This is a genomic window from Pelomonas sp. Root1237, assembly GCF_001425055.1.
GTDB lineage: Bacteria > Pseudomonadota > Gammaproteobacteria > Burkholderiales > Burkholderiaceae_C > Pelomonas.
Genome location: NZ_LMDK01000001.1, coordinates 789,664 through 813,118 on the forward strand (window position 1 = coordinate 789,664; position 23,455 = coordinate 813,118).

The 23,455-nt window shown below is 63.7% G+C and carries 20 protein-coding genes; 13 read left to right on the top strand and 7 right to left on the bottom strand.

The window, feature by feature from the left end; all coding sequences use genetic code 11:
• Positions 1-247: 247 nt before the first annotated feature.
• Positions 248-604, top strand: a complete 357-nt coding sequence (locus ASC91_RS03615) for a helix-turn-helix domain-containing protein (protein WP_056192216.1) — start codon at positions 248-250, stop codon at positions 602-604.
• 247 nt (positions 605-851) lie between these two features.
• Here the strand turns inward: ASC91_RS03615 and ASC91_RS30755 are convergent, their stop codons facing one another.
• On the bottom strand, positions 852-1,337 hold the full coding sequence (locus ASC91_RS30755) for a helix-turn-helix domain-containing protein (RefSeq protein WP_082532385.1): 486 nt from the start codon (positions 1,335-1,337) through the stop codon (positions 852-854).
• Between ASC91_RS30755 and ASC91_RS03630 the strand changes: the two genes are divergently transcribed.
• On the top strand, positions 1,243-1,482 hold the full coding sequence (locus ASC91_RS03630; RefSeq protein ID WP_082532386.1) for a helix-turn-helix transcriptional regulator: 240 nt from the start codon (positions 1,243-1,245) through the stop codon (positions 1,480-1,482). The two genes, ASC91_RS30755 and ASC91_RS03630, sit on opposite strands and share 95 nt — an antisense overlap.
• Positions 1,483-2,243: 761 nt before the next feature.
• The gene (locus ASC91_RS03640) at positions 2,244-3,452 is read left to right on the top strand and encodes a hypothetical protein (protein ID WP_157281089.1); all 1,209 of its coding nucleotides are present in this window, start codon (positions 2,244-2,246) and stop codon (positions 3,450-3,452) included.
• A gap of 12 nt (positions 3,453-3,464) precedes the next feature.
• Here the strand turns inward: ASC91_RS03640 and ASC91_RS03645 are convergent, their stop codons facing one another.
• Genes ASC91_RS03645 through ASC91_RS03655 form a run of 3 tightly spaced genes read right to left on the bottom strand, consistent with a single transcriptional unit; the run spans position 3,465 to position 7,313 of the window.
• A complete protein-coding gene (locus ASC91_RS03645) occupies positions 3,465-4,382 on the bottom strand; it encodes a hypothetical protein (RefSeq protein WP_157281091.1) in 918 nt (305 codons plus the stop codon).
• Positions 4,383-4,390: 8 nt separating this feature from the next.
• A complete protein-coding gene (locus ASC91_RS03650; protein WP_056192234.1) occupies positions 4,391-6,397 on the bottom strand; it encodes a hypothetical protein in 2,007 nt (668 codons plus the stop codon).
• Positions 6,398-6,404: 7 nt separating this feature from the next.
• On the bottom strand, positions 6,405-7,313 hold the full coding sequence (locus ASC91_RS03655) for a hypothetical protein (protein ID WP_056192238.1): 909 nt from the start codon (positions 7,311-7,313) through the stop codon (positions 6,405-6,407).
• A gap of 367 nt (positions 7,314-7,680) precedes the next feature.
• Between ASC91_RS03655 and ASC91_RS03660 the strand changes: the two genes are divergently transcribed.
• Positions 7,681-8,820 carry a hypothetical protein gene (locus ASC91_RS03660; protein WP_056192241.1) on the top strand — a complete coding sequence of 380 codons (1,140 nt, stop codon included), beginning with the start codon at positions 7,681-7,683 and terminating at the stop codon, positions 8,818-8,820.
• A gap of 111 nt (positions 8,821-8,931) precedes the next feature.
• Here ASC91_RS03660 and ASC91_RS03665 read toward each other — a convergent pair whose 3' ends face one another.
• Positions 8,932-9,714 (bottom strand): hypothetical protein, encoded by a 783-nt coding sequence (locus tag ASC91_RS03665; RefSeq protein ID WP_157281093.1) that lies wholly within the window; start codon positions 9,712-9,714, stop codon positions 8,932-8,934.
• A 937-nt stretch (positions 9,715-10,651) separates the two neighbouring features.
• On the opposite strand from ASC91_RS03665, the gene ASC91_RS28705 reads away from it, so the two are divergent.
• Positions 10,652-10,951, top strand: a complete 300-nt coding sequence (locus ASC91_RS28705) for a GNAT family N-acetyltransferase (protein ID WP_235531796.1) — start codon at positions 10,652-10,654, stop codon at positions 10,949-10,951.
• Here ASC91_RS28705 and ASC91_RS03670 read toward each other — a convergent pair.
• Positions 10,923-11,258, bottom strand: coding sequence for a YnfA family protein (locus tag ASC91_RS03670; RefSeq protein WP_200955207.1), 336 nt, complete (start codon positions 11,256-11,258; stop codon positions 10,923-10,925). The genes ASC91_RS28705 and ASC91_RS03670 overlap by 29 nt on opposite strands.
• 350 nt (positions 11,259-11,608) lie before the next feature.
• On the opposite strand from ASC91_RS03670, the gene ASC91_RS03675 reads away from it, so the two are divergent.
• Together ASC91_RS03675 and ASC91_RS03680 are read left to right on the top strand one after the other, a co-directional pair.
• The gene (locus tag ASC91_RS03675) at positions 11,609-11,968 is read left to right on the top strand and encodes a hypothetical protein (protein ID WP_157281095.1); all 360 of its coding nucleotides are present in this window, start codon (positions 11,609-11,611) and stop codon (positions 11,966-11,968) included.
• A gap of 9 nt (positions 11,969-11,977) precedes the next feature.
• Positions 11,978-12,448, top strand: a complete 471-nt coding sequence (locus tag ASC91_RS03680) for a helix-turn-helix domain-containing protein (RefSeq protein ID WP_056192250.1) — start codon at positions 11,978-11,980, stop codon at positions 12,446-12,448.
• An 18-nt stretch (positions 12,449-12,466) separates the two neighbouring features.
• Here ASC91_RS03680 and cadR read toward each other — a convergent pair whose 3' ends face one another.
• The gene (cadR, locus tag ASC91_RS03685) at positions 12,467-12,919 is read right to left on the bottom strand and encodes a Cd(II)/Pb(II)-responsive transcriptional regulator (protein WP_056192253.1); all 453 of its coding nucleotides are present in this window, start codon (positions 12,917-12,919) and stop codon (positions 12,467-12,469) included.
• Between the two features lie 93 nt (positions 12,920-13,012).
• Between cadR and ASC91_RS03690 the strand changes: the two genes are divergently transcribed.
• From ASC91_RS03690 to ASC91_RS03715, 6 genes are all read left to right on the top strand, one after another.
• Complete coding sequence (locus ASC91_RS03690) at positions 13,013-15,292, top strand: cation-translocating P-type ATPase (protein ID WP_082532387.1); 2,280 nt, start codon at positions 13,013-13,015, stop codon at positions 15,290-15,292.
• A 55-nt stretch (positions 15,293-15,347) separates the two neighbouring features.
• Positions 15,348-17,288: a cytochrome c/FTR1 family iron permease gene (locus ASC91_RS03695; protein WP_056192256.1), complete on the top strand. Its 1,941-nt coding sequence runs from the start codon at positions 15,348-15,350 to the stop codon at positions 17,286-17,288.
• 51 nt (positions 17,289-17,339) lie between these two features.
• The gene (gene czcI, locus ASC91_RS03700) at positions 17,340-17,726 is read left to right on the top strand and encodes a cation efflux protein, CzcI family (protein ID WP_056192257.1); all 387 of its coding nucleotides are present in this window, start codon (positions 17,340-17,342) and stop codon (positions 17,724-17,726) included.
• A 108-nt stretch (positions 17,727-17,834) separates the two neighbouring features.
• Positions 17,835-19,013 carry a TolC family protein gene (locus tag ASC91_RS03705; RefSeq protein ID WP_327082868.1) on the top strand — a complete coding sequence of 393 codons (1,179 nt, stop codon included), beginning with the start codon at positions 17,835-17,837 and terminating at the stop codon, positions 19,011-19,013.
• Between the two features lie 14 nt (positions 19,014-19,027).
• Positions 19,028-20,269: an efflux RND transporter periplasmic adaptor subunit gene (locus ASC91_RS03710; RefSeq protein ID WP_056192262.1), complete on the top strand. Its 1,242-nt coding sequence runs from the start codon at positions 19,028-19,030 to the stop codon at positions 20,267-20,269.
• A gap of 14 nt (positions 20,270-20,283) precedes the next feature.
• Positions 20,284-23,448 (top strand): CusA/CzcA family heavy metal efflux RND transporter, encoded by a 3,165-nt coding sequence (locus ASC91_RS03715; RefSeq protein WP_056192265.1) that lies wholly within the window; start codon positions 20,284-20,286, stop codon positions 23,446-23,448.
• Positions 23,449-23,455 lie beyond the last annotated feature (7 nt).

The following is a 23,455-nucleotide window of genomic DNA, read 5'->3' on the forward strand; positions in this document are numbered from 1 at the left end:
GTCAAGAGAAACGATGGAGCCAGCGGCATCTCCACGACCCGCCAATGCCTGCTACCTGGTTCTCCCAGGTCCTGCGGGCCCTGACACTCGTACTGCGGGAGCGAAAGAAGCATCGGGTTGCTGCCGCGAACAGCGAGGCGTTCGGCGACCGGATTGTTGACCTGACGGCAATTCTTCGCGGCATGCGGCCATATCCAGATTTTTGATACGGAGTCGCCTGGGCTACGGTGGAGGCTGAGAGAAATCCATGGCCAAAACCCTGCACAGCCGCCACAACAAGATCTTTCTGGACAAGCTGCGCAAGCTTCGGGAGTCCCGCGGCCTGCGCCAGGCCGACCTCGCGCTCCTGCTGGGCCGCAGCCAGGGTGCGGTCAGCTACGTCGAGTGTGGCCAGACCCGCCTGGACGTCATCGGTCTGCGCGACTGGCTGGAGGCTTTGGACTATGGCTTCCTGCGCTTCCTGAAGGAACTCGATGTCGACCTGCGGCGGCTTGACGCCCTTCGGCTGCGGGCGAAGCCGGGCAAAGCAGGCAAGCGGGCCGCGAGGCCAACCCGGTCACGGCTCAGCCAGATATTTCAGGTCGACCCACTCATCGACAAGTGACGGGGCCCGCGCATGAAGCGAGTCCGAGTCGCCCCCGGCAAGTTCGTCGTCATTTCGGCTGAGATGGCGGAGAAGGCGGCGCGCGTGTTCGCCACTGGTCTGACGCGGGAACAGGCCCGCAACCTCCAGGCAACTGAACCTCGGCATGCTGCAGGTCTGATCATCGGCTCGGCCAAACCGCTAGCCATTGCGCGGCCCAAGGTCGCTGTGGCGACGACTGCGGACAAGGCCTCTTGAAGCGAGCGGGCTAAAGCAGGCTCGGCAGTTGGTGACGCTGGATGCGCTCGTCCAGCTTCTTGACGAAGGCTTCGAGGGTGGTATCGCAGGCATGCGTCCAAAGAGCCAGCTCGAACACGTCGACGCGACGGCGGCCGGCCTCACAGCGGCTGATGAGGTCTTGGCCCACCTGCATCCGCGCCGCCAGCTCCGACTGACTCAGCCCAGCATCCGCCCTGAGGGTGTGGAGTTCCTCAAGGAACAGCTGGTACTTCTCACTATGAAGCGGGCTTCTCATCCTGCAGCGGTTGCTCACGAGGCCGCGCAGGATCAGAGGGAAGTGGGAATATGGGAAAACGCCATAATCCGGGCCTGCCACTGCTGACGACGGGGCTCCACGGCAGTCCACCACGCAGCTTGTCATCAAGGGGCTTGCCGATCTGGCCCAGCCGCTGCGGCTGCAGGTTTTCCATGCCCTGGATGTCGTCGGCGAGTCTGGGCTGACCCCTGGCGCCATCCACGATGCCCTGGGGAGGCCACCGGCAACCCTGTCCTTTCATCTGAAGGAGATGGTCAATGCCGGCCTCGACACCCAGGAACATGCCGGCCGCAATCTGATCTGCCGCGCCAATTTCGATTGCATGAACGGCTTGCTGGGCTAGCTAACTGAAAGCTGCTGCCAGGGCGCCGCGTGCGTGGTGGAAAGCACAGCCGTTGGCCGAGATGGCCTATGAGTTCTGAGGCGACTACGCGGACGCGCACAGCCAATAAGTCATCTACGACCTCACCCTGCTGCTCGGCGAGTACAGGGCGGCCAAAGGGTTCGTCGAGGCGCGGGGCTCTATCAACTACTCTTCCGTGAGGCCGAAGGCGGACGAGAGCTGGCGTTGCCAGCCACCTCATGGCCATGACGTCGCCTTAGGGGCGAGGCTCGAACTCACGAGCTTGGTCAACGCCTGCGGGAGGAGGGACGTATGTAGGGCTCGCTACTTGAGCCTGGCGTCCCGGATCACGGGTGCCAGAGCACTGATGGCACTGGCCAACAGGGAGACGCCCTGTTCGGTGCCATCCCAAGCACTTCCCAACGCGCGCTGAATCCGTGGATCCGAAGTCAGCTTAGTCAAGCCTGCATCTATGCCAATTTCGGCAAATTGCAGCAGCTGTTTAACCGGCGGGGTCATAGACTTGATTCGCCCCGTGAGGAACTTCGAGACCGTGTATTGCGGGACGCCACTCCTGCGTGAAAGATCAGATCCAGAGTTGCCAGGCCGCGCCAAGTAGGCCGCCAACAGGGTCCTGCCCTGGGCTACTTCGGCGCTTGGCTCCATTGCAATTCTTGGCATATTGGCATATCCTAACGCGCAAGGAACAGCTATTCAAGATCGTGCCGAAACGACGAGAAGTGCAGCCCTGAAGGCCTTTGATGCGATACCGCCTGACCCGATCCGCTAAGAAGAAACGCGCTCAGGTGATGACGCCACCGGCGTTGGCTCGTCGCGTGGTCGACATGCTGTCCGGCGAACGGGAGTCTTGGCTTGAACTGGGCTCTGGCACGGGCAATCTGGCGCGTGCCTGCCTGGAGGGCCGCAACCCTGCTTCGTACCTGGGTGTGGAACTGGATGGGCGCTTAATGGATCGCGGTCCACTGGACGCACGCGCCGGCTTCCTTCAAGGCGATGTGCTGTCGCCTAGCCAGCTAACGCCGCTGCTCGGCGGGCGCCTTTACTCGCGCGTGGTCGGCAACCCTCCGTACGGCATGCAGGCGCTTGGCATCGAGGCCCAACGTCGGCTCGCTGAGCTCTGCCCGGGCATTCCGCAGATCTTCGACTGGGTGCAGTTGGATCTGTACTTCATGCTCGAGTCGCTTGCGCGGCTGCGCCGTCCGGGCGAGGCTGCCTTCATCGTCGGCGCTCCCATTGCTGAGGATGCGCGGCTCGTAGCGTTCCGTCATGCGTTGCTGTCCTCGGCGAGCGAGGTGGAATGCTTCGAGTTGCCCGTAAACGCCTTCGACTGGAAGGCCGAGGTGCAGTCCTTTGTTCTTGTGGCTCGCTTCGGAAAGTCAAAGCTGCAGCGCGTCAGGGTTGGCAAGCTGGCGGGGGACAACCTTGATGTTGTTGCGGAGAGGTGGGTGAGCCCGCAGGAAGCGACACATCGTTTGGACTTCGCGTTCCACGAGTTTCAGGCGTTGAGCGCCAGCCTCCGCGGTGCTGCAGGCTGCACAACCTTGCACGACCTTGGGGCTTCCGTCATCCGAGGCAGCCGCACGCGGTCGCAGTTCGGCGAGATGGGCATCTCGTGTTTCCACACGTCCGACTTCCCTCAGGAGGGGCTCGAGGTGGAGTTCGGCGTGGACCGCGATCACGGGTTCCAAGTTGCTGCCGCGAGCGACATCCTGCTGCCTCGCGTGGGTACCCGCTGCATGGGCCGGCAGGCGTTGGTCACTCGCGGGCAGCGGCACTACACAGAGGCGGTGTACCGGCTTCGAGTGCCGCGCAAGTACCACTCCCGAGTGGCGGACTGGGTCCTCAGCGAGGCCGGCACTGGTTGGCGCCAGGCCGCCGCCAAGGGGTCGTGTGCCAAGCACATCACCGTCGCCTCTCTCATCCAGATGCCGGTGCCTGTGAAGTCCTGAGCCACGTCGGCCCTACTGGGCCATGTCGATCTCGTACCAGTGGCGCCGATGGACACCAAAGGTGCGATCCATCTTGCGCACCGGATGGTCGTAGATTGGGGAGAGGACCTCGTGGTCAAGGCGGTATAGCGCCGCGCCAAGCGCCATAGGCTTGGTGCCGAAGGGCGCGACGCACAGGCGGTTGGTCTTCCCTGCCTGAAGCCCGGCGTGGGCGTCCGCGAGGAGGTTGTATGCCGCGCGTGGGCTGTTGGCGCCGCAGTACAAGACTGTCGTGTTCTTGCGCTCGAGGAGACTGGAGTTGGCCATGAGCGCATGGAGGTCCCAACTGGGCTGGAACGGCGGGATGCCGAACACGATGCTCACGCGCTCGTAGAAGTGGCCGTCGTCGGCGTCCAGCACGCGCATCAAGCGGTCGCCTTCGAAGCCGAGGAAGGCCACGAGGTGCGCCTTGTTCGTGCCGCTGAGCATGCGTGAGAACGGCGGCAAATGCAGGTTGCCGCGGAAGCCTTCGCTCAGGTCAAAGGCATTGCCTGGAACGATCGCCGATCCAGACGTCTTCTGGCGATAGCCCTCCGGCTCGACATAGAAGAAGCCGCAACGCGGGCGCACAGCGGCGCGACGGTAGGCGCTGAGCACGTAGAGGATCTCGGGGTACTCCATCGTCGTCGCATCCAGCACGATGGACCGCGCCCGGAACTGCTGGAAAACCGCTTCAAGGTCATCGACCTTGAAGACCTTGTCGCCGATCGTCAGCGAATAGGCCGCTGGGTCGTACTGCACGCGGTAGTGCTTACGTGCCGCGGCTCGCGTCAGCTCGGCCGAGTGGCGACTGCGGTCGTCCAGGTCGTCGCGACCATAGAAGGCGATGTCGAACTGGCCGATCTGGCGCGCCTCGGCCTCTGTGACCACATCTTGTCGGATGAATTGCATGGCCGACCTCAGAACAATTCCTGCGGTGGCTCGGCGGTGTCGAGCTCGTTGGGGTCAACCAACTGCTTGAGGACCACTTCATAGCTCTCCGTCGACTGGCACAGCAAAACGTCAGCCTGCGAAGGGTGCAGGGTGACCTTGCGGCGCTTGCGGTAGCTGATGCTGAAGTGAGGTGCGTAGATCGGGTTGAGGATCAGGTCTGTCTGAGCGATGTCGTAGTCCGACTTGTTCTTGGTGTCCTTCGCCTCGTAGAGCACCGACCAGATCTTGGCTTCACGGAGCAGGAGGTTGGCCTTGTCGGACAGCTTCGCCCAGTCGGCGTTGTCGATGGAGAGGTGGTTCACCTCTGGCTCGCTTTGACTGCGGCGACGATTGAAGGCCTCGAAGACACGGCCGAGCCGGCCGGTGATCTCCAGCAGCTGATTGCCGTGTCCACCGAGCTGGAGGATGTCCTGGAAGAGCTTGTCCGACACCTGCTTGGCCGCGTTGGCCTGGGTATCGATGTCGACGCGCAAGGGTCCGGAGACGTCCTTGCCGCCTTGCCGCTTGAACGCCAAGGCCAGGGTGGCGTGGCACAGCGCCTGGAAGAAGCGCAGGTTCGGATCCGCCATCATGCAGAAGCGGTCGAACCCGGCGTAGTTGATGTTGGCTCGTCTCGGCAGGCCGGCGTAGAGGTGGAACAGGCAACCGTGCAGGTTGTTGTCGATCCACCCCCCGACCTTGTGAAAGGCGTCCGCCGGGCTAGGGCTCTTGATTGCCGCGTGGTACTGGTCCAGCAGGTCCTTGCCGATCTGGCTGCGCCGGTTCAGCAGCGCGCCCATGACGATGCTCACCTCAGGGTGTGCGTCGTCGATCAGCTCATCGGCGGTGACCTTCTTGGTGAGCTTCTGCAGGACAAGACCCTTCTGGATCATGTCGCGCAGCCGCTTCTTGAGGACAGGGTCCTTCAGCGCGTCTGCAGCGATGCTGGCCGCGCTCGGGCTCGGAAGGATCTCCCGCACGCAGCGTAAGACCTGATCGCGGTAGGGCTTCGACAACCGTTGCTTCAGGTACTTGGGATCGTGAAGCTGCTCCGGCTTGAACAGGGGGCAGTCGAACTGGGCCTCGGCCTGGTGCACGCGCAACAGGAAAAGTTCTGCCGCGAGGAGCTCGAACTCGCCCGTCTTGTACGACAGCTGTTCCTCAAGATCGATGGTGCGGAGGTCATGCCCTTCCACCACGCGCTCGTCGCTGCTTGTCTTGAAATCAACGACGGCCTGCTTCTTGTGCGCAATGTTGACGACGAGGCGATCACTTGGGTGCTTGATCGCGTCACAGATGACCTCCCGGTGCGGGCTGGGCAGGTTCTCGAACTCGTCGATAAAGGCCCGGAACTCCAGCTCCGCTAGGCGTTGCGTTGAAGCCGCGAGGTCACGCGCGAACCGAGGAAGCGCTGAAGCGAAGTCGATGAACTTGGGCTGCGGCGCATGCTTCGGGTTGCGCACCCAGTCCTCGAGATCCACGAGCCTGAGGTCCATGACGTCCTCGAGCGCGCTCACTCGACGATCTTCGACTCCGAGTTGCTTGCAGAGCGCTACGCTGAGCTGCGGGTCGCCGACATCGATGCGCCCGCCGACGAAGTTGGCCGAGCGGATGGACTCCACAGCTTGGCAGGCGTCCTTCAGCAGGTTGAGGGCGACGTAGTGCGAGAACGCCAGCTTGGCTGGCTGCTCGCCCAGCCAAGCCGCGCTCATCAGCCCGCAGAAGCCCGTGTCCGGGCGGATGTACAGGCCGACCGACTTCAGCTCGGACTCGAGGATGTCCACGCGCTTGGCATTCAACGACGAGCCGTGGCTGAAGTAGCGGATGAACATCGTCTTGCCGCATCCGCGGCCGCCCAAGATGCGCACCGAACCCTTCCCCGTGAAGGTAGGGATGCGCTCCAGGAAAGGCGGCACGATGAACTGCGAGAACAGCGAGTCCGATGACAGGTAGTCGGCACGGGGATCTAGGAAGAGATCGGCAATCGCGGTCATCTCGCCCTCATCGGATCAAGAGGTTGTTCCAGGTCGCCGTCTGCGCGTACATGATCGGCAAGGTGTTGTTCGGCGTGGCATGGTGAAAGCCAAGCAACAGTTCAAGGGCGTAGTCGCCGGCAGCACGGATGCCATGGGACTTGCACAGGTCCTCGACGAACTGACGGACATCGGCGACGGTGTTGACCTGGTCGACGGCCCACATCTCGGGCTTGTTCGCGTCGCCGCGGAAGAAGCGATGCTGTTCACCGAACTGCTCGACGGGACAGACCTTCATCCACGGACACTCCGTCGCCAGGTGGTCAAGGCCGGTATGGAAGGCTGCAAGCGGGCAGTAGATCAACGTGCGATTGGCCGCTTCCTGCTCCAACTTGTACTTGTCGCAGAACGCCTTGAACTGTGTGCCCGTGCCCAGCATGTCGTCGACAAAGACCAAGCATTTCACCGCCTTCGGCAGCGTGCCGATGTTCTCTGGCAGGCAGGTGAGCGACTTGTCGACGCCTCCGAGGCGATGCAATTCCCGCATCACCAAGGCGCCACTCTTACCTGGCGTGCGGCCCTTGGGGTCGTCAACCTCAACAAACCTGACCAGACGCCCCATTCCAGGCGAGCGCAGTGAGGCGACAAACTCATCGACGCTGCGTACGGCGGCGCCCGAACGCCGAAGCTCGGACGGAAGGATGCACTCGAGGATGTGGCCGATGGCGCTGCCGACCATTGGCTCCGAGCGGAAGGTCAAGTTCTCCAGCAGCCGGGCGCCGAGATACTGCTCTTCGTCCGTGACCAGGTTGCTGAGCCACTTGTCGAACTGCGTCTCGGTGATTCCCGTCACGACGTTCCTGGAGAGCAGCAGGCGAAAGCGTCGCTCAACCTGTTCAAACAGGCCGGCATGCTTCTCCGCCACATGGAAAGTCATTTCTCCTCCTCGCCTCGCGCAAGTCTGCGCGCTCCGTCGCGGCGTCTCGGCCACTTGGCGCGCATTGGCGCCGCTAGCACTTTGAATCCAAGTCTAGTCCTGATCCGCTGGCAGCCCCGAACATGAGCGCTTGCTGATGCTTGCCCAGTGCCTTGCCAGCTCACCGCTGGCGGGCAGGCTGAACGTCGGTCTCTAGCGCTGGAAACTGCTGCGGACGGGCCGGCGCACAGGCACCCCAACGAACCTGTATGCCGCCGAGGCATAGGTTGTATGCCCAGAAATACCGGTCCATGACGTCGGTGCGAAATCGACGCGATGGCTGCGGCCACGCGCCGAGAATCCATTCCAGATACCAGGGGAGGTTCTGATGACTTCAGGCGAGCCGGCCGACGACGCTTTCAACGAACAGGAGTGGCAGCGATTTGTCGCCCACCTTCAGGGAACGCTAGTCAGCGAGGGCGCTGAAGATTTCTTGGCGGGACAACGACGCTGGTTCGAGAGCAATCGAGAACGCCTTGCTGCGAAGTTCGACGACATCGCCGCCTCACAGGGCGGCACGCCGAATCCGCTCAACAACCCTTTCCTGACGTTCCAGGACCAGACCGGGTACGACTCGGTGTTTGCAAAGCAGATCTTCACGCCAATCCTCGAGAAAGCGCTGGCGGCGGCGCGCCAGTTGGGCCTGTCGATACAGCGACCAGTTGTGCTCGCCAATGCCCCTAGCGTAGAGCCGTCGCCCTCGGGCTGGCCCTCGGCCGACAAGCACATCCTCTTCATAGGGCAAGGGACGTCGAGCTTCTGCAACTACTGGTCAAAGATTTTCGCAGCGACCATCTACGCCATCGCCAAGATCCCGGAGGCGGAACGCTCGAGCGAGGCCGCGATCCTTGCTGTGCGTGATGCCGCGGTCATTCTTCCAGGCATCAAGCTGTTGATGCGCTATGTGAGGTCGGATTCGATGCTTGGGTTCGGTGAGTTCAAGCAGGACTCGCGCTTGGATTTTCATCGATTGGAGATTTGCCGCTCCATGGAGACCTTCATCGTTGGGCACGAGCTGGGCCACTTCATCCTGCACGAGCGACATCCAGAGACCAACGGCGTTCCTCCTGGCATGACGCTCAAGGAGATGGAGCTCGGTTGCGATGCTCTCGGCTTTGCGATCTGCCGTGCAGTAGGAGATGCGGAGAGAAGCGAGACATCTCGGCATCTGATCGGCCCGGCCCTACTGTTTTACGCCCTGCGCCTTTGCGACGATGTGGGCTACATGGTTCTGGAGCAGCCGTCTTCGGAGAGCGAAACGCATCCGTCCCCTCAAGAGCGGATTCAAGACCTGTTCTCCTATGCCGAGATGGTCGCGCCCGCAGGGGATTTGGTGGTGCCCATCGAGGAGGCGTTGGACTACGCCATCGTGCTGGGCTCGCAAGTGAAGGTCGCGCTGTTTCGGGCCAGTGCCGAAAGGGAGCCGGATGACGACGACATTGCCAGGCGGCTTCGACCAAACCAATGACCGTTCGTCCTCACGGCGAGGTAGTCGAAGAGCGACTGACGCAACTGCCGCATATTTCATGACTCGCTGGGCGAACAGACCAGCGGATACAGGTCTGAGCGCGAATCCTGTTCAGCCGACGTGTCGATTCCACGTCGGGTTCGCCATCCACCTCGGAATTTCACTCGCTTTGTAGAAGTAGCGAATGATCGCCATGGCCGCTTCTGGAAGCGAGCATGGATCCGCATTGAGCAAGTCTTGAAGCGCAGTCGGCTCGTTCAGCTTGTCCGCGTGGCGGGCCTGGTCGCGTCGCTTGAAGTGAGTCACGGAATCTCGCAGATGCTTCAGCGCCACATAGTCTTGCCACACCTTCTTCCCAGCCGGCGTTGGTAGGCCCAGCAGATCCGGCACGATGCGCTTGAGCTTCTCGTCCGTGGTGACGTTTCGCTCCACGTCCTCTGGAGAGAGGTGCTCCCAGGCCTTCTTGCGTTTAAGCTTGAGTGGCCCCGTTGCCTCATCGATGACGACGCTGTTGGCGAAAGCTTCTGCCGCAGCGTAGCTGCTCATTGCGGCGGTCATCGCGAGCTCCAGGTAGTCGAAGAGAACCTCTGCAGTGCTGACGTCCGCCTGTCCGACGGCCATGCCTGGAGTGAGAACCGCTTCCTTCCACTGGATCGTCGGCTTCAAGTTCGCCGCGGCCCGTGCCGCCCTCCAGCCCGCATTCAGGTGCAGCGCAGTCGCGCTTGGCGTCGTAAAGCTGGTTTGCCTATGGGCCGTGACCAAGGTGGTGACCTGATGGGCCGCCCGCGGTGCAGGAAGTGGCGTGCCGTCTACGCCAGCCACCCATAAGGCCTTGGCGCACCGCCAATCGCCAAGCATTGGGGAGTAGTTGTCGGGTGCTTCCGCAGCTTCCATGTATCCCCTCAACGGAGGTCAGAGATGATGCTCAGTATTGGAAACGCAGACGCTCATCAAGCTTTGCATAATCCGGCGCGCCCTGAGCATCAGGTCCAGCGTCTTCTGAGCACGGAATCCAGCGCCTGATGAGCACCTTGTCCGGACGTGTAGTGCAGGCCAGCGTGTCCGGCGACTCGGCCATTCGGTTCAGCGCCGCGTGCAGAGATGCCGACTGCTTCAAGCTGGTAGACGCCGCTCGGCTTTGCGAGCCGTAGGGCAGCAATGTGCCCAAACACGCCGGCAGGCACTGTTCTCAGCCCACGTCGGTTGGGGATATCGCGTGCGCGCCAAATTTCCTGAACGCGTGTCTGGACGGGTCCGAATGAGGCTGATTTTGGCGTTGCTGGACGGTTCGAGGAGTGCATGAAAGGTCTGCCTGGCCGCCCAAATTTCCGGGCTCAGCACGGCTACAACACCTCTGCTGATGGTCGCTCGGAGGTGGCGCTATCGCCTCAGCGCCTCCCATAGGAAGGTCTGCCTCGGCGGGATTCGGCCTGTACTGGTAATTGCTGGTAATTCTCGATAATTGGGCGGGAAGAGCCGGTTGGGCTCCCCGGTGCCAGCGCCAAATTTACAGCGCTATCAGATTAGGCCCTCCCTGGGCAACAGCCACGGCGGGTATCGTCCATTGAGACAACCAACGACAGGTGGCGGGACCGCTTCAGGCTGGTTTCAGCCGCTCGGATCCGGCAGTCGAGCGGCTGCAAAGTGCCCAAACCGGAAGCTCGCGATCGACGACCAAGGACGGCGCCGCAGCGATTGCGGCCTTCCGCGGCAAGTAGCAAGGTTCACGGTATGGGACATGAAGCCGTCATCGGCTCGCCTGTCGCCGTGCCAGCAGGGATGACAGCTGTCCGGGGAAGCAGCCGGCCAAGCGAGCTGGCCGCGGGTCTACGTGCGCGAGGACATGCGCGGCAAGGGTGTCGGCCGGGCGCTCTACGAGCGGCTACTGCCGCTGCTGGCGGAACTGGGCTACTTCCAGGCCTTTGCCGGCATCGCCCTGCCGAATGCTGGCAGCGTGGGCCTACACGAGGCGGTTGGTTTCGAGGCGCTGGGCGTCTATCGCAACGTTGGCTTCAAGAACGCGAGTGGCGAGACGTGGGCTGGTGGCAGAAGAGCCTCCGCCCGCTGGACGTGCCGTCAACGCCCTTGTCGTTTCTTAGTGCTTAGGTTCGCCCCTGCGGCCAAAACATGATGACGCCCATGCCGACGAAGCATATGGCTACGCCCACCAAGTCGCTTCTGGATGGCTCGATCTTGTCCACCAGCCACAGCCAGAGAATGGCAACGCCGATGTAAACCCCGCCGTAGGCCGCATAGACGCGCCCGGCGGCCGTGGGATGTTGGGCCAGCAGCCATGCGAACAACGCGAGGCTCAACGCCGCCGGCAGCAGCAACCAGGGCGATTTGCCCTGCTTCAACCACAGGTAGGGCAGATAGCAGCCGACGATCTCGGCCAACGCCGTCGCGACGAACAAGCCGAAGGTCTTGAGGATTTCCATCAGCTCATTGTCCTCAGACGGCGTTGGCAAGAATCGCTTGCTCCTCAAGTGGCTTGAGGTTCTACCTTGTCGATCTGATCATCAAGGAGCCCTCATGAAACCCTGGAAACTTGCTCTTGGCCTTGGGGCCGCCTGTGCCGCGTGCTGCGCTATCCCGCTGCTGGGCATCGCTGGCGGGCTCGCAGCGTTTGGAAGTGCGCTGTGGGCATGTGCCGACGAGTTCCTGCCCGCTGCAGCCGTCCTGGCCGTGATCGCGCTAGGCCTGCTTGGCGTTTTGTGGTGGAAGCGACGCGACGCCGCCCACCGTGCCAAGTGCGAGTGCGCCGAGGCGTGTTCCACGGAGGCCCAGCATGCTTGCCGCTGAGCCGGCGCCGATTGCCTGCACGTTGGGTCCATCTGAGATGGGGCCTCGCCTGGTGCGGATTCGTCAGCTCACACAGGCGTTTCTGCGCTCTCACGAGCTCAGAGGCTCGACGCTGCACTTGGTCTACGACCCTGGTGTCCAGGAGGAGTTGGCGCAGGTCGTGGAACTGGAAAGAAGCTGCTGCGCCTTCCTGGAGTTCCGATTGACGTCCGACGCCGACGCCGTTCGACTGGACATCACAGGCCCCGAGCAAAACGCTGCCAGCGCGCGCTGGCTGTTCTCCCAGTTCCTGCCCGCTGCGGAAGCTGAAAGCCCGTCAGGTTCGGGCTGCGGATGCAAACGCTAAGCTGAGCGCATGAACAAGTCGCCGAACCGCTCCATTGGCGTGGTCGCCCAGCAGACCGGCTGCTCGGTGCCGACGATCCGGTACTACGAGGAGATCGGGCTGCTGCCGCCGGGGCCGCGCACGGAAGCCGGCCGGCGGGTCTACGGCGACGCCGCCGTAGGTCGCCTGACCTTCATCCGGCGCTGCCGCGATTTCGGGTTCTCCATCGATCAGGTGCGTGAGCTGGTGAGCCTGGTCGACGAACCCGATCGGCCTTGCGTTGAGGTGCGCGACATCGCGGCGCGGCACCTGGACCAGGTTCGGGAGAAGCTTGCTGAGCTGCGGGCGCTCGAAGCCAACATGACCCAGTTCGTGCATAGCTGCGATACGGCATGCGCTGGCGGGGCTGCCGTCGACTGCACCATCCTGGAAGACCTCGCTGTGCCAGGCGGTCGAGCGGGCGTTGCAGTCGATCGCAGTTGCTGCACGAGTCAACGCTAACTCTGTTCCTTTCCGTGATCAGTGCTTGTGCACGGAGCGTAGATGGGTGCCGGGCTGCTCGGCCGGCGATGACTCTTGCGACGCCTCTGCCAAGCCGGCAAGGATGCCGCATTGGTCAGCCGGCCGGACATCGCCGCACCGCTGCCTCAGCTCCTTCAATTGCTTTTCAAGCGTACGCAGTTCTTTGATGCGCTTGGACACATGGCTGATGTGTTCGTCGAGCAGCGCATTGACGTCACCACAGTCCTCACCGGGGGCATCCTTGAAGCGCAGCAGAGCCCGCACCTCGTCCAATGACATGTCGAGACCGCGGCAGTAGCGGATGAACTGCAGCCGCTCCAGGTGCGGCGCCTCGTACACGCGAAAGTTCCCCTGCGTCCGGCCCGGCGCGGGCAGCAAACCCTCGCGCTCGTAGAAGCGAATGGTCTCGATAGGCGTGGACGACGCGGTGGACAGGTCACCAATCTTCATGATTTCTCCGACTATCCAGCAGAAAGTGTAGGGGCTTGACTCTGTAGCAGCTACAGGTTGTCAAATACCTTCGCACCCGACACACGAGCAAGCATGAGCACCCACAAGCACGCGCACGGCGACCATGCCGACCATCACGATGAGCACGACCATGCGCATGGGGCTGGACAAGCCCATGGGAGCGAACCCAGCCATGCGCACCCCCAGGAGTCGCCATGCTGCGGCTCGACCTGCGGCGCAGAGACCAAGGCCCCAGTCGCCGCGACGTCCGGCGGCCTGCTGCTGCGCATCCCCGCCATGGACTGTCCGACCGAGGAGGGCCAGATACGCCGGGCGCTGGAGCGCTTCCCTGAGGTGCGCGGTTTGCGGTTCGACCTCCCCGCACGCGCGTTGGATATCGACGCCCCGCAGGCAACCTGGGAGCCAGTCATTGCCGCCATCAATGGCATCGGCTTCAAGACGGAGACGCTGTCAGCACCGCCTCCTGCGGAGGACACAGCCAAGGCTCAGCGCGCCGAACTGATTCGCCTGGTGGCGGCGCTGCTCGTTGCCGTCGGCGCGGAGCTGGTCCACTTCGTCGCGCCGGACACCTTGGCCTGGAAGGCCGTGGGTATGGCCATCGCGGCAGGTGCCATTGCGCTGTCGGGTCTTGCCGTGTTCCGCAAAGGCCTTTCGGCCCTGTTGCATGGGCAGCTCAACATCAACGCCCTGATGTCTGTGGCCGTCGCCGGTGCATTTGCCATTGGGCAGTGGCCGGAAGCCGCGATGGTGATGGCGCTGTATTCCCTGGCCGAGCTCATCGAGGCGCGCTCGGTGGAGCGGGCGCGCAACGCGATCACCGGCCTGCTGGCTTTGTCGCCGCCGCAAGTGGAGGTGCGCCAGACGGACGGCGCCTGGGCCAGCGCGGACGCCAAGACCGTGGCGGTTGGCTCGACCGCCCGCGTCAAGCCCGGAGAGCGCTTCGCCCTCGATGGCCGCGTCACCGCCGGTCAGAGTGCCGTCGACCAGTCCCCAGTCACCGGCGAAAGCATTCCTGTCGACAAGGCGCCAGGCGACAGCGTCTTCGCGGGGACGATCAATCAGAGTGGGTCGCTCGAGTTCGAAGTGACCAAGTCCGCCAGCGACACAGTGCTGGCCGGCATCATTCATGCCGTCGAACAAGCCCAAGGCCAGCGCGCGCCAACTCAGCGTTTCGTTGACAAGTTCGCGGCCATCTACACGCCGGCCATCTTCGTGCTGGCGCTTGCTGTCGCTGTCGGAACGCCGTTCCTCATGGGTTGGCCGTGGCTGACCGCGCTCTACAAGGCGTTGGTCCTGCTCGTTATCGCCTGTCCGTGCGCTCTCGTCATCTCGACGCCCGTGACCGTCGTCAGCGGCTTGGCTGCTGCGGCACGTCGCGGCATCCTCATCAAGGGCGGCGTCCACCTTGAGGAGGCGCGAAAGCTCAAGGTGGTCGCCCTCGACAAGACCGGCACGTTGACCGAGGGCAAGCCGCGACTCGTCGCCCACGCGGCCTTGCCGCAGGACCTGCCGGAAGCGGAGGTGCTGCGCATCGCCAAGAGCCTGGCCTCGCGCTCAGACCACCCCGTGTCCAAGGCCGTCGCGACCGGCCTGGACGGTGACGCACTTCCCGTCGAAGACTTCGGAGCCGACATGGGCCGAGGCGTTCACGGCACGGTCAATGGCCGCCAGTACATCCTTGGTAATCACCGCTGGGTGCATGAGCGAGGCCTGTGCTCCGCCGAGCTGGAGGCGCGGCTTGAGGAGCACGAGGCGCAGGGGCGCACGCTGTCCTTGCTGGCAGACCAGGAGCACGTCCTGGGACTGTTCGCGGTGGCCGACACCGTCAAGGAAACCAGCAGGCAGGCCGTCGCTGACCTCAAGGCACTCGGCATCCGTTCCATCATGCTGACCGGCGACAACCCGTCGACCGCCAAGGCGATTGCCAGCCAGGTCGGTATCGACGACGTTCAGGCCAACCTGCTGCCAGAGGACAAGCTCAAGGTGATTTCCGAGCTGGGTCAAGCCCAGCAGACGGGCATGGTCGGCGATGGCGTCAACGACTCGCCAAGCCTGGCTGCGGCTGCCGTGGGATTCTCGATGGGTGGCGCTGGCACCGATACGGCCAAGGAGGCGGCCGACGTGCTCATCATGAACGATGACCTGCGCAAGGTGCCCGAGACCATCAGGCTGTCCAAGCGCACTTACGCCATCCTCTGGCAGAACATCGTCCTTGCACTTGGCATCAAGGCCGTGTTCTTCGTCTTGGCGGTGTTCGGTAGCGCCACGATGTGGATGGCTGTTTTTGCTGACATGGGTGCCAGCCTGCTGGTTGTCTTCAACGGACTGCGCCTGCTGAAGAGCTCGCGTTAAGTCCTGGACCGAATGGCTCGCGTCGCGCGGGCCATCTTTTTGCACAAGAACCGAAATGAGTCTCACTAAGACAGTCAAACGAGGCGCCAAGGCCTTCGCCGTCCTCGCTGCGTTCATCTTCTCAGGCGTTTCGCAAGCGTCGGAAGCCGACGTGAAGCGCGTTTGGCAAATCCTCGACTACCTGGCCGTCGACTACGCCGGTGCCGTCAAAGATGGCAAGGTCGTCTCGCAGTCCGAGTACGACGAGATGAAGGAGTTTGTGCTGACGGCGCGAACCAAAATCGAAGGACTGGAAGCCAAGGGCGAAAAGGCCGCGCTGATTGCCCAGGCCACCGAGCTTGAGGCGGCCATCGGCGCCCGAGCTGACGCAAGCCAGGTCGGCACGCTGTCCAAGGCTCTGGCCAAGCATCTTGTCGCTGCCTATCCCGTCCCGCTGGCGCCGTCGAACATCCCGGACGTGGCACTTGGAGCGAAGGTCTACGCCGAAAACTGCGCGAGCTGCCACGGCACGACGGGCGACGGCATGGGTCCGGTGGGCAAGGCATTGAACCCGCCGCCCGTCGCGTTCACCGACAAGGAGCGTGCGCGCCAACGCAGCCTCTTTGCGCTCTACCAAGCAGTGTCGCAAGGCATCGCCGGAACGGCCATGCCCGCGTTCGGTCAGCTTTCCGAAGAAGACCGATGGGCCGTTGCCACCTACCTTGGCACCTTCGCGCATGACAGCGATGAGGTCGGGCAAGGCAAGAAGGTATGGGTTGAAGGAGAGAAGGCGAAAGCCGCTGTTCCCAACGTCGACCGCTTCGTCGGTCTGACGCAGAACGACTTGGCTGAGTCGCTTGGCGAAAAGGACGCGAGCGCTGTGATGGCCTACCTGCACGCGCATCCCGATGTACTGAGCCAGGCTGCAAGCGGCAGCCTGTCGCTGGCGCGCAAGCAGCTCAAGGACAGCCTGGCCGCGTACAAGGCAGGCGATCTCAAGAAGGCACAGGACCTTGCCCTGTCGTCATATCTGGACGGTGTTGAGCCCTACGAGCATGCACTCGCGGCCAAGGATGGCTCGCTGAAGAACCAGATTGAAGTGTCGATGGGCCGTTATCGGTCAAGCATCTCGGACAGGTCCCCGGTCGAACAAGTGGCCGCATCGGCGGCCGATGTGGAACAGCTCTTCACGCTGGGCGACAAGGTGCTTGCGGACTCAAAGGCGGACTGGACAGCTGCCTTCCTGGGCAGCCTCACCATCCTGCTGCGCGAGGGTCTTGAGGCCTTGCTCGTCGTGGTCGCCATGATTGCGTTCCTGCGCAAGGCGGAACGTCCGGATGTGCTGGGCTACGTCCACGCCGGTTGGGTGACGGCGCTCCTCGCAGGCGCGGCGACGTGGGGTGCGGCAACTTACCTTGTCACCATCAGTGGAGCGAACCGTGAAGTGACAGAGGGGTTGTCGAGCCTCTTCGCTGCGGCAGTGCTCGTGAGCGTTGGCGTGTGGATGCACCAGAAGAGCGTTGCCGGGCAGTGGCAGGCATATTTGCGTGAGCGCATGTCTGCCGCCCTGAACCGCAAGTCAGCGCTCTTCATGTTCGGCCTGGCCTTCATCGCGGTGTATCGCGAGGTCTTCGAGACCATCCTGTTCTACGCGGCGCTTTGGGGCCAGGGCAACGACCACGCCATCCTGGCCGGGCTGGCTGCTGGCATCTTGTCCCTGGTAGCAATCACCGTCCTGCTTCTGCGCTTCAGCGCAACGTTGCCCATCAGCAAGTTCTTCTCCGCCAGCTCCTGGCTTGTCGCCGTGCTCGCCGTCGTGCTCACGGGCAAGGGGGTCGCAGCTTTGCAGGAGGCCGGTTGGATTGTCCCGAGCGCTCTGCCGTCCCCGCGCCTTGAACTCCTGGGGGTGTACCCATCCACCATCGGTCTGGCCGCCCAGGCGGTCGTTCTGGCGTTCGTGCTCGGGTTCTTCCTCTGGCACGGACGTGCCTCATCCAAGCCGGAGCAGCAGGGATGATGGCGTGCGACGGGCGCCGGCGAAAGCCGAACCGCTAGACTGCCAACACTGATGACTATCCGTCGCCTCCACCGCCTGACCACCGCCTTCCTGGTGGCGCTGTCATTCCTGCTGCCTCTTCAGGTCGCCTGGGGTGCTGCGGCCGCGTACTGCGAGCATGAGACGACAACGCAAGGTGCCAAGCACTTCGGCCACCACCAGCACGAGCACAAGGCAGACGCACACGACGCTGAAGCGAAGAAACCCATGGCGAAGAAGTTGGTCGTGGACAACGACTGTGCTTCTTGCCACATCAGCAGTTCGGCCATAGCCGCCGATGCACTGGCAGGCCTGTGGCCCACAGGCCTTGCGGCCGGCTTGGTCGCCGTCACCTCTGACGCTCTTGCGTCCGCGCCCACCAGGGCGCCAGACCGCCCGCAGTGGCGCCGTCTCGCCTAGCCGGCGAGACAGGAGGACTTCCAACCACACCCGTCTCGCCGAATCCCTGGTTTCAACCTATGAGATTCGATGAGAAGAATTCTTTGGCCGCTCGGGCTGGCGGCCGCATTGCTCAGCCCTTTCACTGTCCGCGCCCAGCAGGCGGCGGACACACTCACCCTCGAGCAGGCACTCGACCTGGCGACATCGCGAAGCTTCGTGGTGTCGGCGGCGCAGCGAGAGCTTGAAGCCCACGACGGCTCCGTCCGGCAGGCCGGTGCATTCCGGAACCCGGAACTCGCTGCAAGCGTCGAGGACACACGCAGCGCAACGCGAACCACAACGACGACGCTGAACATTCCGTTGGAACTGGGTGGCAAACGCGCCGCCCGTGTCAACGCGGCTGAGCGTGCCCGCGACCTTGCGCAGGTCGAGCTGACCAACGCGAAAGCCCAGGTTCGTTCGTCGGCCATCGCGGCGTACTTCGCGGTGCTCGCGGCGCAGGAGCGCTCGAAGCTTGCGGGCAACTCGGCAGACCTCGCCACGAGCGGCGCCCAGGCCGTATCAAAGCGTGTAGCGGCCGGCAAGGTCTCGCCGGTGGACGCCACCCGAGCCCAGGTGGACCAGGCCAATGCGCAGCTCGAACTCGCCGAAGCGCAAGCGGAGCTGACGACCTCCCGTCATGCACTGGCCAACCTCTGGGGCGACGCAGAGCCACGGTTCGTTCGCGTCGCAGGCGACATCAACGTCATCCCGGAACGCGCACCTCTGCCCGAGCTGATGGGCCGGCTCGAGGAGGCTCCGGCGCTGCTGGCCGCCCGTACCGAGGTGGAGCGCCGCAAGGCGCTGGTGGGTGTCGAGCGCAGCAAGGCGACGCCGGACGTGACGCTGAGCGTCGGCGCGAAGCGCGACAACGAACTGGGACGCACTCAGGCCATCGTCGGTCTGTCCGTCCCGCTGCCGCTCTTCGACCGCAACCAAGGCGCGGTCTACGAAGCCAGCAAGCGCGCCGACAAGGCAGAGGACGAGTTCCAGGCCGCGCGTCTGCGTGTTCTTTCCGAACTGCAGACAGCGGCGGCGCAGTTGTCCATTGCCCGCACATCGTTGCAGGCGCTGCAGTCGACGGTCCTGCCCGCAGCTCAGCAGGCCTACGACTCAGCCAGCAAGGGCTTCGAAGCCGGCAAGTTCGGCTTCCTCGACGTCATCGACGCGCAGCGATCCCTGCTGCAAGCCCGAGCGCGCTACCTCAGCACGCTCTCCAACGCACACCAGGCCGCCACGGCCATCGACCGCCTGCTCGGTCGCTGAAACGGAACACGAACATGGCAATCACGAAGAAACAACGCATCGCGATGGCGGTCATCGTCCTTGTCGGCATCTTGGCCGGCGGCGGACTGCTGCTCACCGAACGGCACAAAACCGGCGAAGAGGCAGAGCATGCCGAAGAGACCGGCCACGCACACAAAGAGGGCGAAGACGACAAGAAGGCTGCGCCGGCTGCCAAGGAAGCACACGAGGAGCATGAAGAGCGCTCGGTCAAGCTGACCGAGGACCAGGTCAAGAAAGCGGGCATCGCGATGCAAGTCGCAGGCCCGGCAAAGCTCCAAGCCGCCGCCGAGTTCACCGGCGAAATCCGCTTCAACGAGGACCGCACGGCCCACGTCGTGCCGCGCTTGGCCGGTGTGGCCGAGCAGGTCGTCGCCAATCTCGGCCAGTCGGTGCGCAAGGGCGAGGTGCTGGCCGTCATCGCCAGCAACTCGCTGTCCGAGCAGCGCAGCGAGCTTCTGACCGCCCAGGAGCGCCGTGATGCGGCGCGTGTCACCTTCGAGCGCGAGAAGAAGCTCTGGCAAGAGAAGATTTCTGCCGAGCAGGACTACCTGCAGGCCCAGTCTGCCCTGCGTGAGGCGGACATCGCGGTCCGCAACGCGACCCAGAAGCTCGCAGCCGTCGGCGCACCTGGCGCGACTGGTTCGTCGGCGAACCTCAATCGCTTCGAGCTGCGCGCGCCGTTCGACGGCACCGTGGTCGAGAAGCACCTGGCGCTCGGCGAGGCGGTCAAGGAAGACGCCAGCATCTTCACCGTCTCCGACCTCCGGTCGGTCTGGGCGGAGTTCAACGTCGCGCCCAAGGACCTGGCCACGGTTCGTGTCGGCCAGCGCGTGTCGGTCTCGTCGACCGCGTTCGAGAGCAAGGTCGAAGGGACCATCTCCTACGTCGGCGCGCTACTGGGCGAACAGACCCGCACCGCCCGCGCCCGCGTAACTCTGACCAATCCCGATGGGGCATGGCGTCCCGGTCTCTTCGTGACCGTCGCTGTCTACGGCGAGAACCAGGACGTCCCTCTGACGGTGCCGTCGGACGCGGTCCAGACCATCGAGAACCAGGCGATGGTCTTCAAGGCCGTGTCCGGCGGTTTCGAGGCAACGCCCGTCAAGGTAGGCCGCTCAGACGGTCGCGCGGTCGAGGTGCTCAGCGGTCTCAAGGCTGGCGACCAGGTCGCGTCCAAGAACACCTTTGTCCTCAAGTCCGAACTGGGTAAAGCCAGCGCGGGCCACGAACACTGAGCGGGAGGACGGACATGTTTGAACGCATCATCCGCTTCTGCATCGAACAGCGCTGGCTGGTCATGCTCGCAGTGCTGGCCATGGCAGCCCTCGGGGCCTACAGCTACACCAAGCTGCCTATCGACGCCGTCGTCGACATCTCCAACGTGCAGGTCGTCGTCAACAGCCAGGCACCTGGCTATTCGCCGCTGGAGACCGAGCAGCGCGTCACCTATCCCATCGAGACAGTCATGGCTGGCCTGCCAGGCCTGGAGCAGACACGTTCCCTGTCGCGCTACGGCCTGTCCCAGGTCACCGTCATCTTCAAGGATGGCACCGACATCTACTTCGCGCGCCAGCTCGTCAACCAGCGCCTGCAGGAGGCGCGCGAGCGACTGCCTGCCGGGGTGACTCCGAGCATGGGTCCCATCTCCACGGGTCTCGGAGAAATCTACCTGTGGACAGTCGAGGCGGTGAAGGGCGCGAAGAAGCCCGACGGCACGGCCTACACGCCGACCGACCTGCGCGAAATCCAGGACTGGGTCGTCAAGCCGCAGCTGCGCAACGTGCCCGGCGTCACCGAAATCAACTCCATCGGCGGCTTCGCGAAGCAGTACGTCGTGGCGCCCAACCTCGAGCGCCTCGGCGCGTTCGGTCTCAGCCTGGCCGACGTCGTCAACGCGCTGGAGAAGAACAACTCCAACCTCGGCGCCGGCTACATCGAGCGGCGCGGCGAGCAGTACCTGGTGCGAGCCCCTGGTCAGGTCAAGTCCATCGAGGACATCGGCGAAATCATCATCGGCACCGCGCAGGGGCAACCCATCCGTGTCCGTGACGTCGCAGCCGTGGAACTGGGTCGGGAGCTGCGCACCGGCGCAGCCACCGAAAACGGCCAGGAGGTGGTGCTCGGCACCGTCTTCATGTTGATGGGCGAGAACAGCCGCACTGTCTCGCGGGCCGTGGACAAGCAGATGGAGGCCATCAACAAGACGCTGCCGGCCGGGGTCAAGGCCGTCACGGTCTACGACCGGACCACGCTGGTCGACAAGGCCATCAAGACCGTTCAGAAGAACCTGGTCGAAGGTGCGCTACTGGTCATCGCGGTGCTGTTCGCCTTCCTCGGCAACTTCCGGGCCGCGCTCATCACGGCGATGGTCATCCCGCTGTCGATGCTCTTCACCTTCACCGGCATGGTCAAGTACGGCATCAGCGCCAACCTGATGAGCCTGGGCGCCTTGGACTTCGGCATCATCGTGGACGGGGCGGTGGTCATCATCGAGAACGCGGTGCGCCGGCTGGCGCATGTCCAGGCGCACAAGGGCCGGTCGCTGACGCGCGCCGAGCGCTTCCACGAGGTGTTTGCTGCTGCCAAGGAGGCTCGTCGGCCGCTGCTGTTCGGGCAGCTCATCATCATGGTGGTCTATGTGCCCATCCTTGCCCTGACTGGCGTGGAGGGCAAGATGTTCCATCCGATGGCCTACACGGTGCTGCTCGCCCTGCTCGGCGCGATGGTGCTGTCGGTGACCTTCGTCCCCGCTGCCGTGGCGCTGTTCATCGGCGAGCGCGTGACCGAGAAGGAGAACCGCCTGATGGAGTGGGCCAAGCGCCGCTACGAGCCTGCGCTCAAGGCGACCCTGGGCAACGCGCCCGTCGTGATGACGCTTGTTACGGTTGTGGTGGCCCTGTCGGTCATCGTGGCCACCAAACTGGGCAGCGAGTTCGTGCCCAACCTCAACGAAGGCGACTTTGCCATCCAGGCACTGCGCATTCCGGGCACGAGCCTGACGCAGTCCGTGGAGATGCAGAAGCAGCTCGAGTCGACGCTCATGGCCAAGTTCCCTGAGATTGAGCGCATCTTTGCGCGCACTGGCACCGCAGAGATTGCTTCGGACCCTATGCCGCCGAACATCAGCGACGGCTACATCATGCTGAAAGCCATGGACCAGTGGCCCGAACCGCGCAAGACACGCGACGAGTTGCTGGCCGCCATCCGCGACGAAGCAGCAAAGGTCCCAGGCAACAACTACGAGTTCTCGCAGCCCATCCAGCTCCGCTTCAACGAGCTGATCAGCGGCGTGCGCTCGGATGTTGCGGTCAAGGTGTTCGGTGACGACAACGACGCTCTGAACGAGACGGCCAACAAGATTGCGGCCGCGCTGCAGAAAGTGCCGGGTGCAACCGAGGTGAAGGTCGAACAGACGACCGGCTTGCCCATGCTCTCAGTCAACATTGACCGGGCCAAGGCCACGCGCTACGGCCTGAACATGACCGATGTGCAGGAGGCTGTGGCGACGGCCGTCGGCGGGCGAGAAGCTGGCACCTTCTTCCAGGGTGACCGGCGCTTCGACATCCTCGTCCGGCTGCCAGAGGACGTCCGGCAGGACGTGGAGGCGCTGAAGCGTCTACCCATCCCGCTGCCGAAGTCGAGCGGCGAAGGTCGAGCCTCGTACATCCCGCTCGGCGAGGTCGCAACGCTTGAAGTCGCACCGGGACCCAACCAGGTCTCCCGTGAGAACGGCAAACGCCGGGTGGTTGTCAGCGCCAATGTGACCGGTCGAGACCTTGGCTCCTTCGTGGCCGACGCGCAAGCGGCGATGACGAGCGTGAAGATTCCGACGGGCTACTGGACGGCCTGGGGCGGCACTTTCGAGCAGTTGCAGTCCGCGTCGCAGCGATTGCAGGTTGTGGTGCCCCTGGCTCTGGCCATGGTGTTCGCCCTGCTGTTCACCATGTTCGGCAACGCCAAGGACGGCCTCTTGGTCTTTACCGGCATCCCGTTTGCCCTCACCGGGGGTGTGCTGGCACTTTGGCTGAGAGGCATCCCGCTGTCGATTTCGGCGGCGGTCGGCTTCATCGCCCTGTCCGGTGTTGCAGTGCTCAACGGCCTGGTCATGCTGTCATTCATCCGTAGCCTTCGCGAGGAGGGCAAGAGCCTTGATGAAGCCATCTGGGAGGGTGCGCTGACCCGGTTGCGTCCCGTGCTGATGACGGCCTTGGTTGCCTCGCTTGGCTTTGTGCCCATGGCAATCGCCACCGGCACCGGGGCCGAAGTGCAGCGCCCACTGGCCACCGTCGTCATTGGCGGCATCCTGTCTTCGACGGCGCTGACGCTGCTGGTGCTGCCGCTGCTGTATCGGTGGGCGCACCGGCGGGATGACGACGAGGTCGAAGCGCCGGCTGCGACTCCGATGAGAGCCTAAGGAGAAC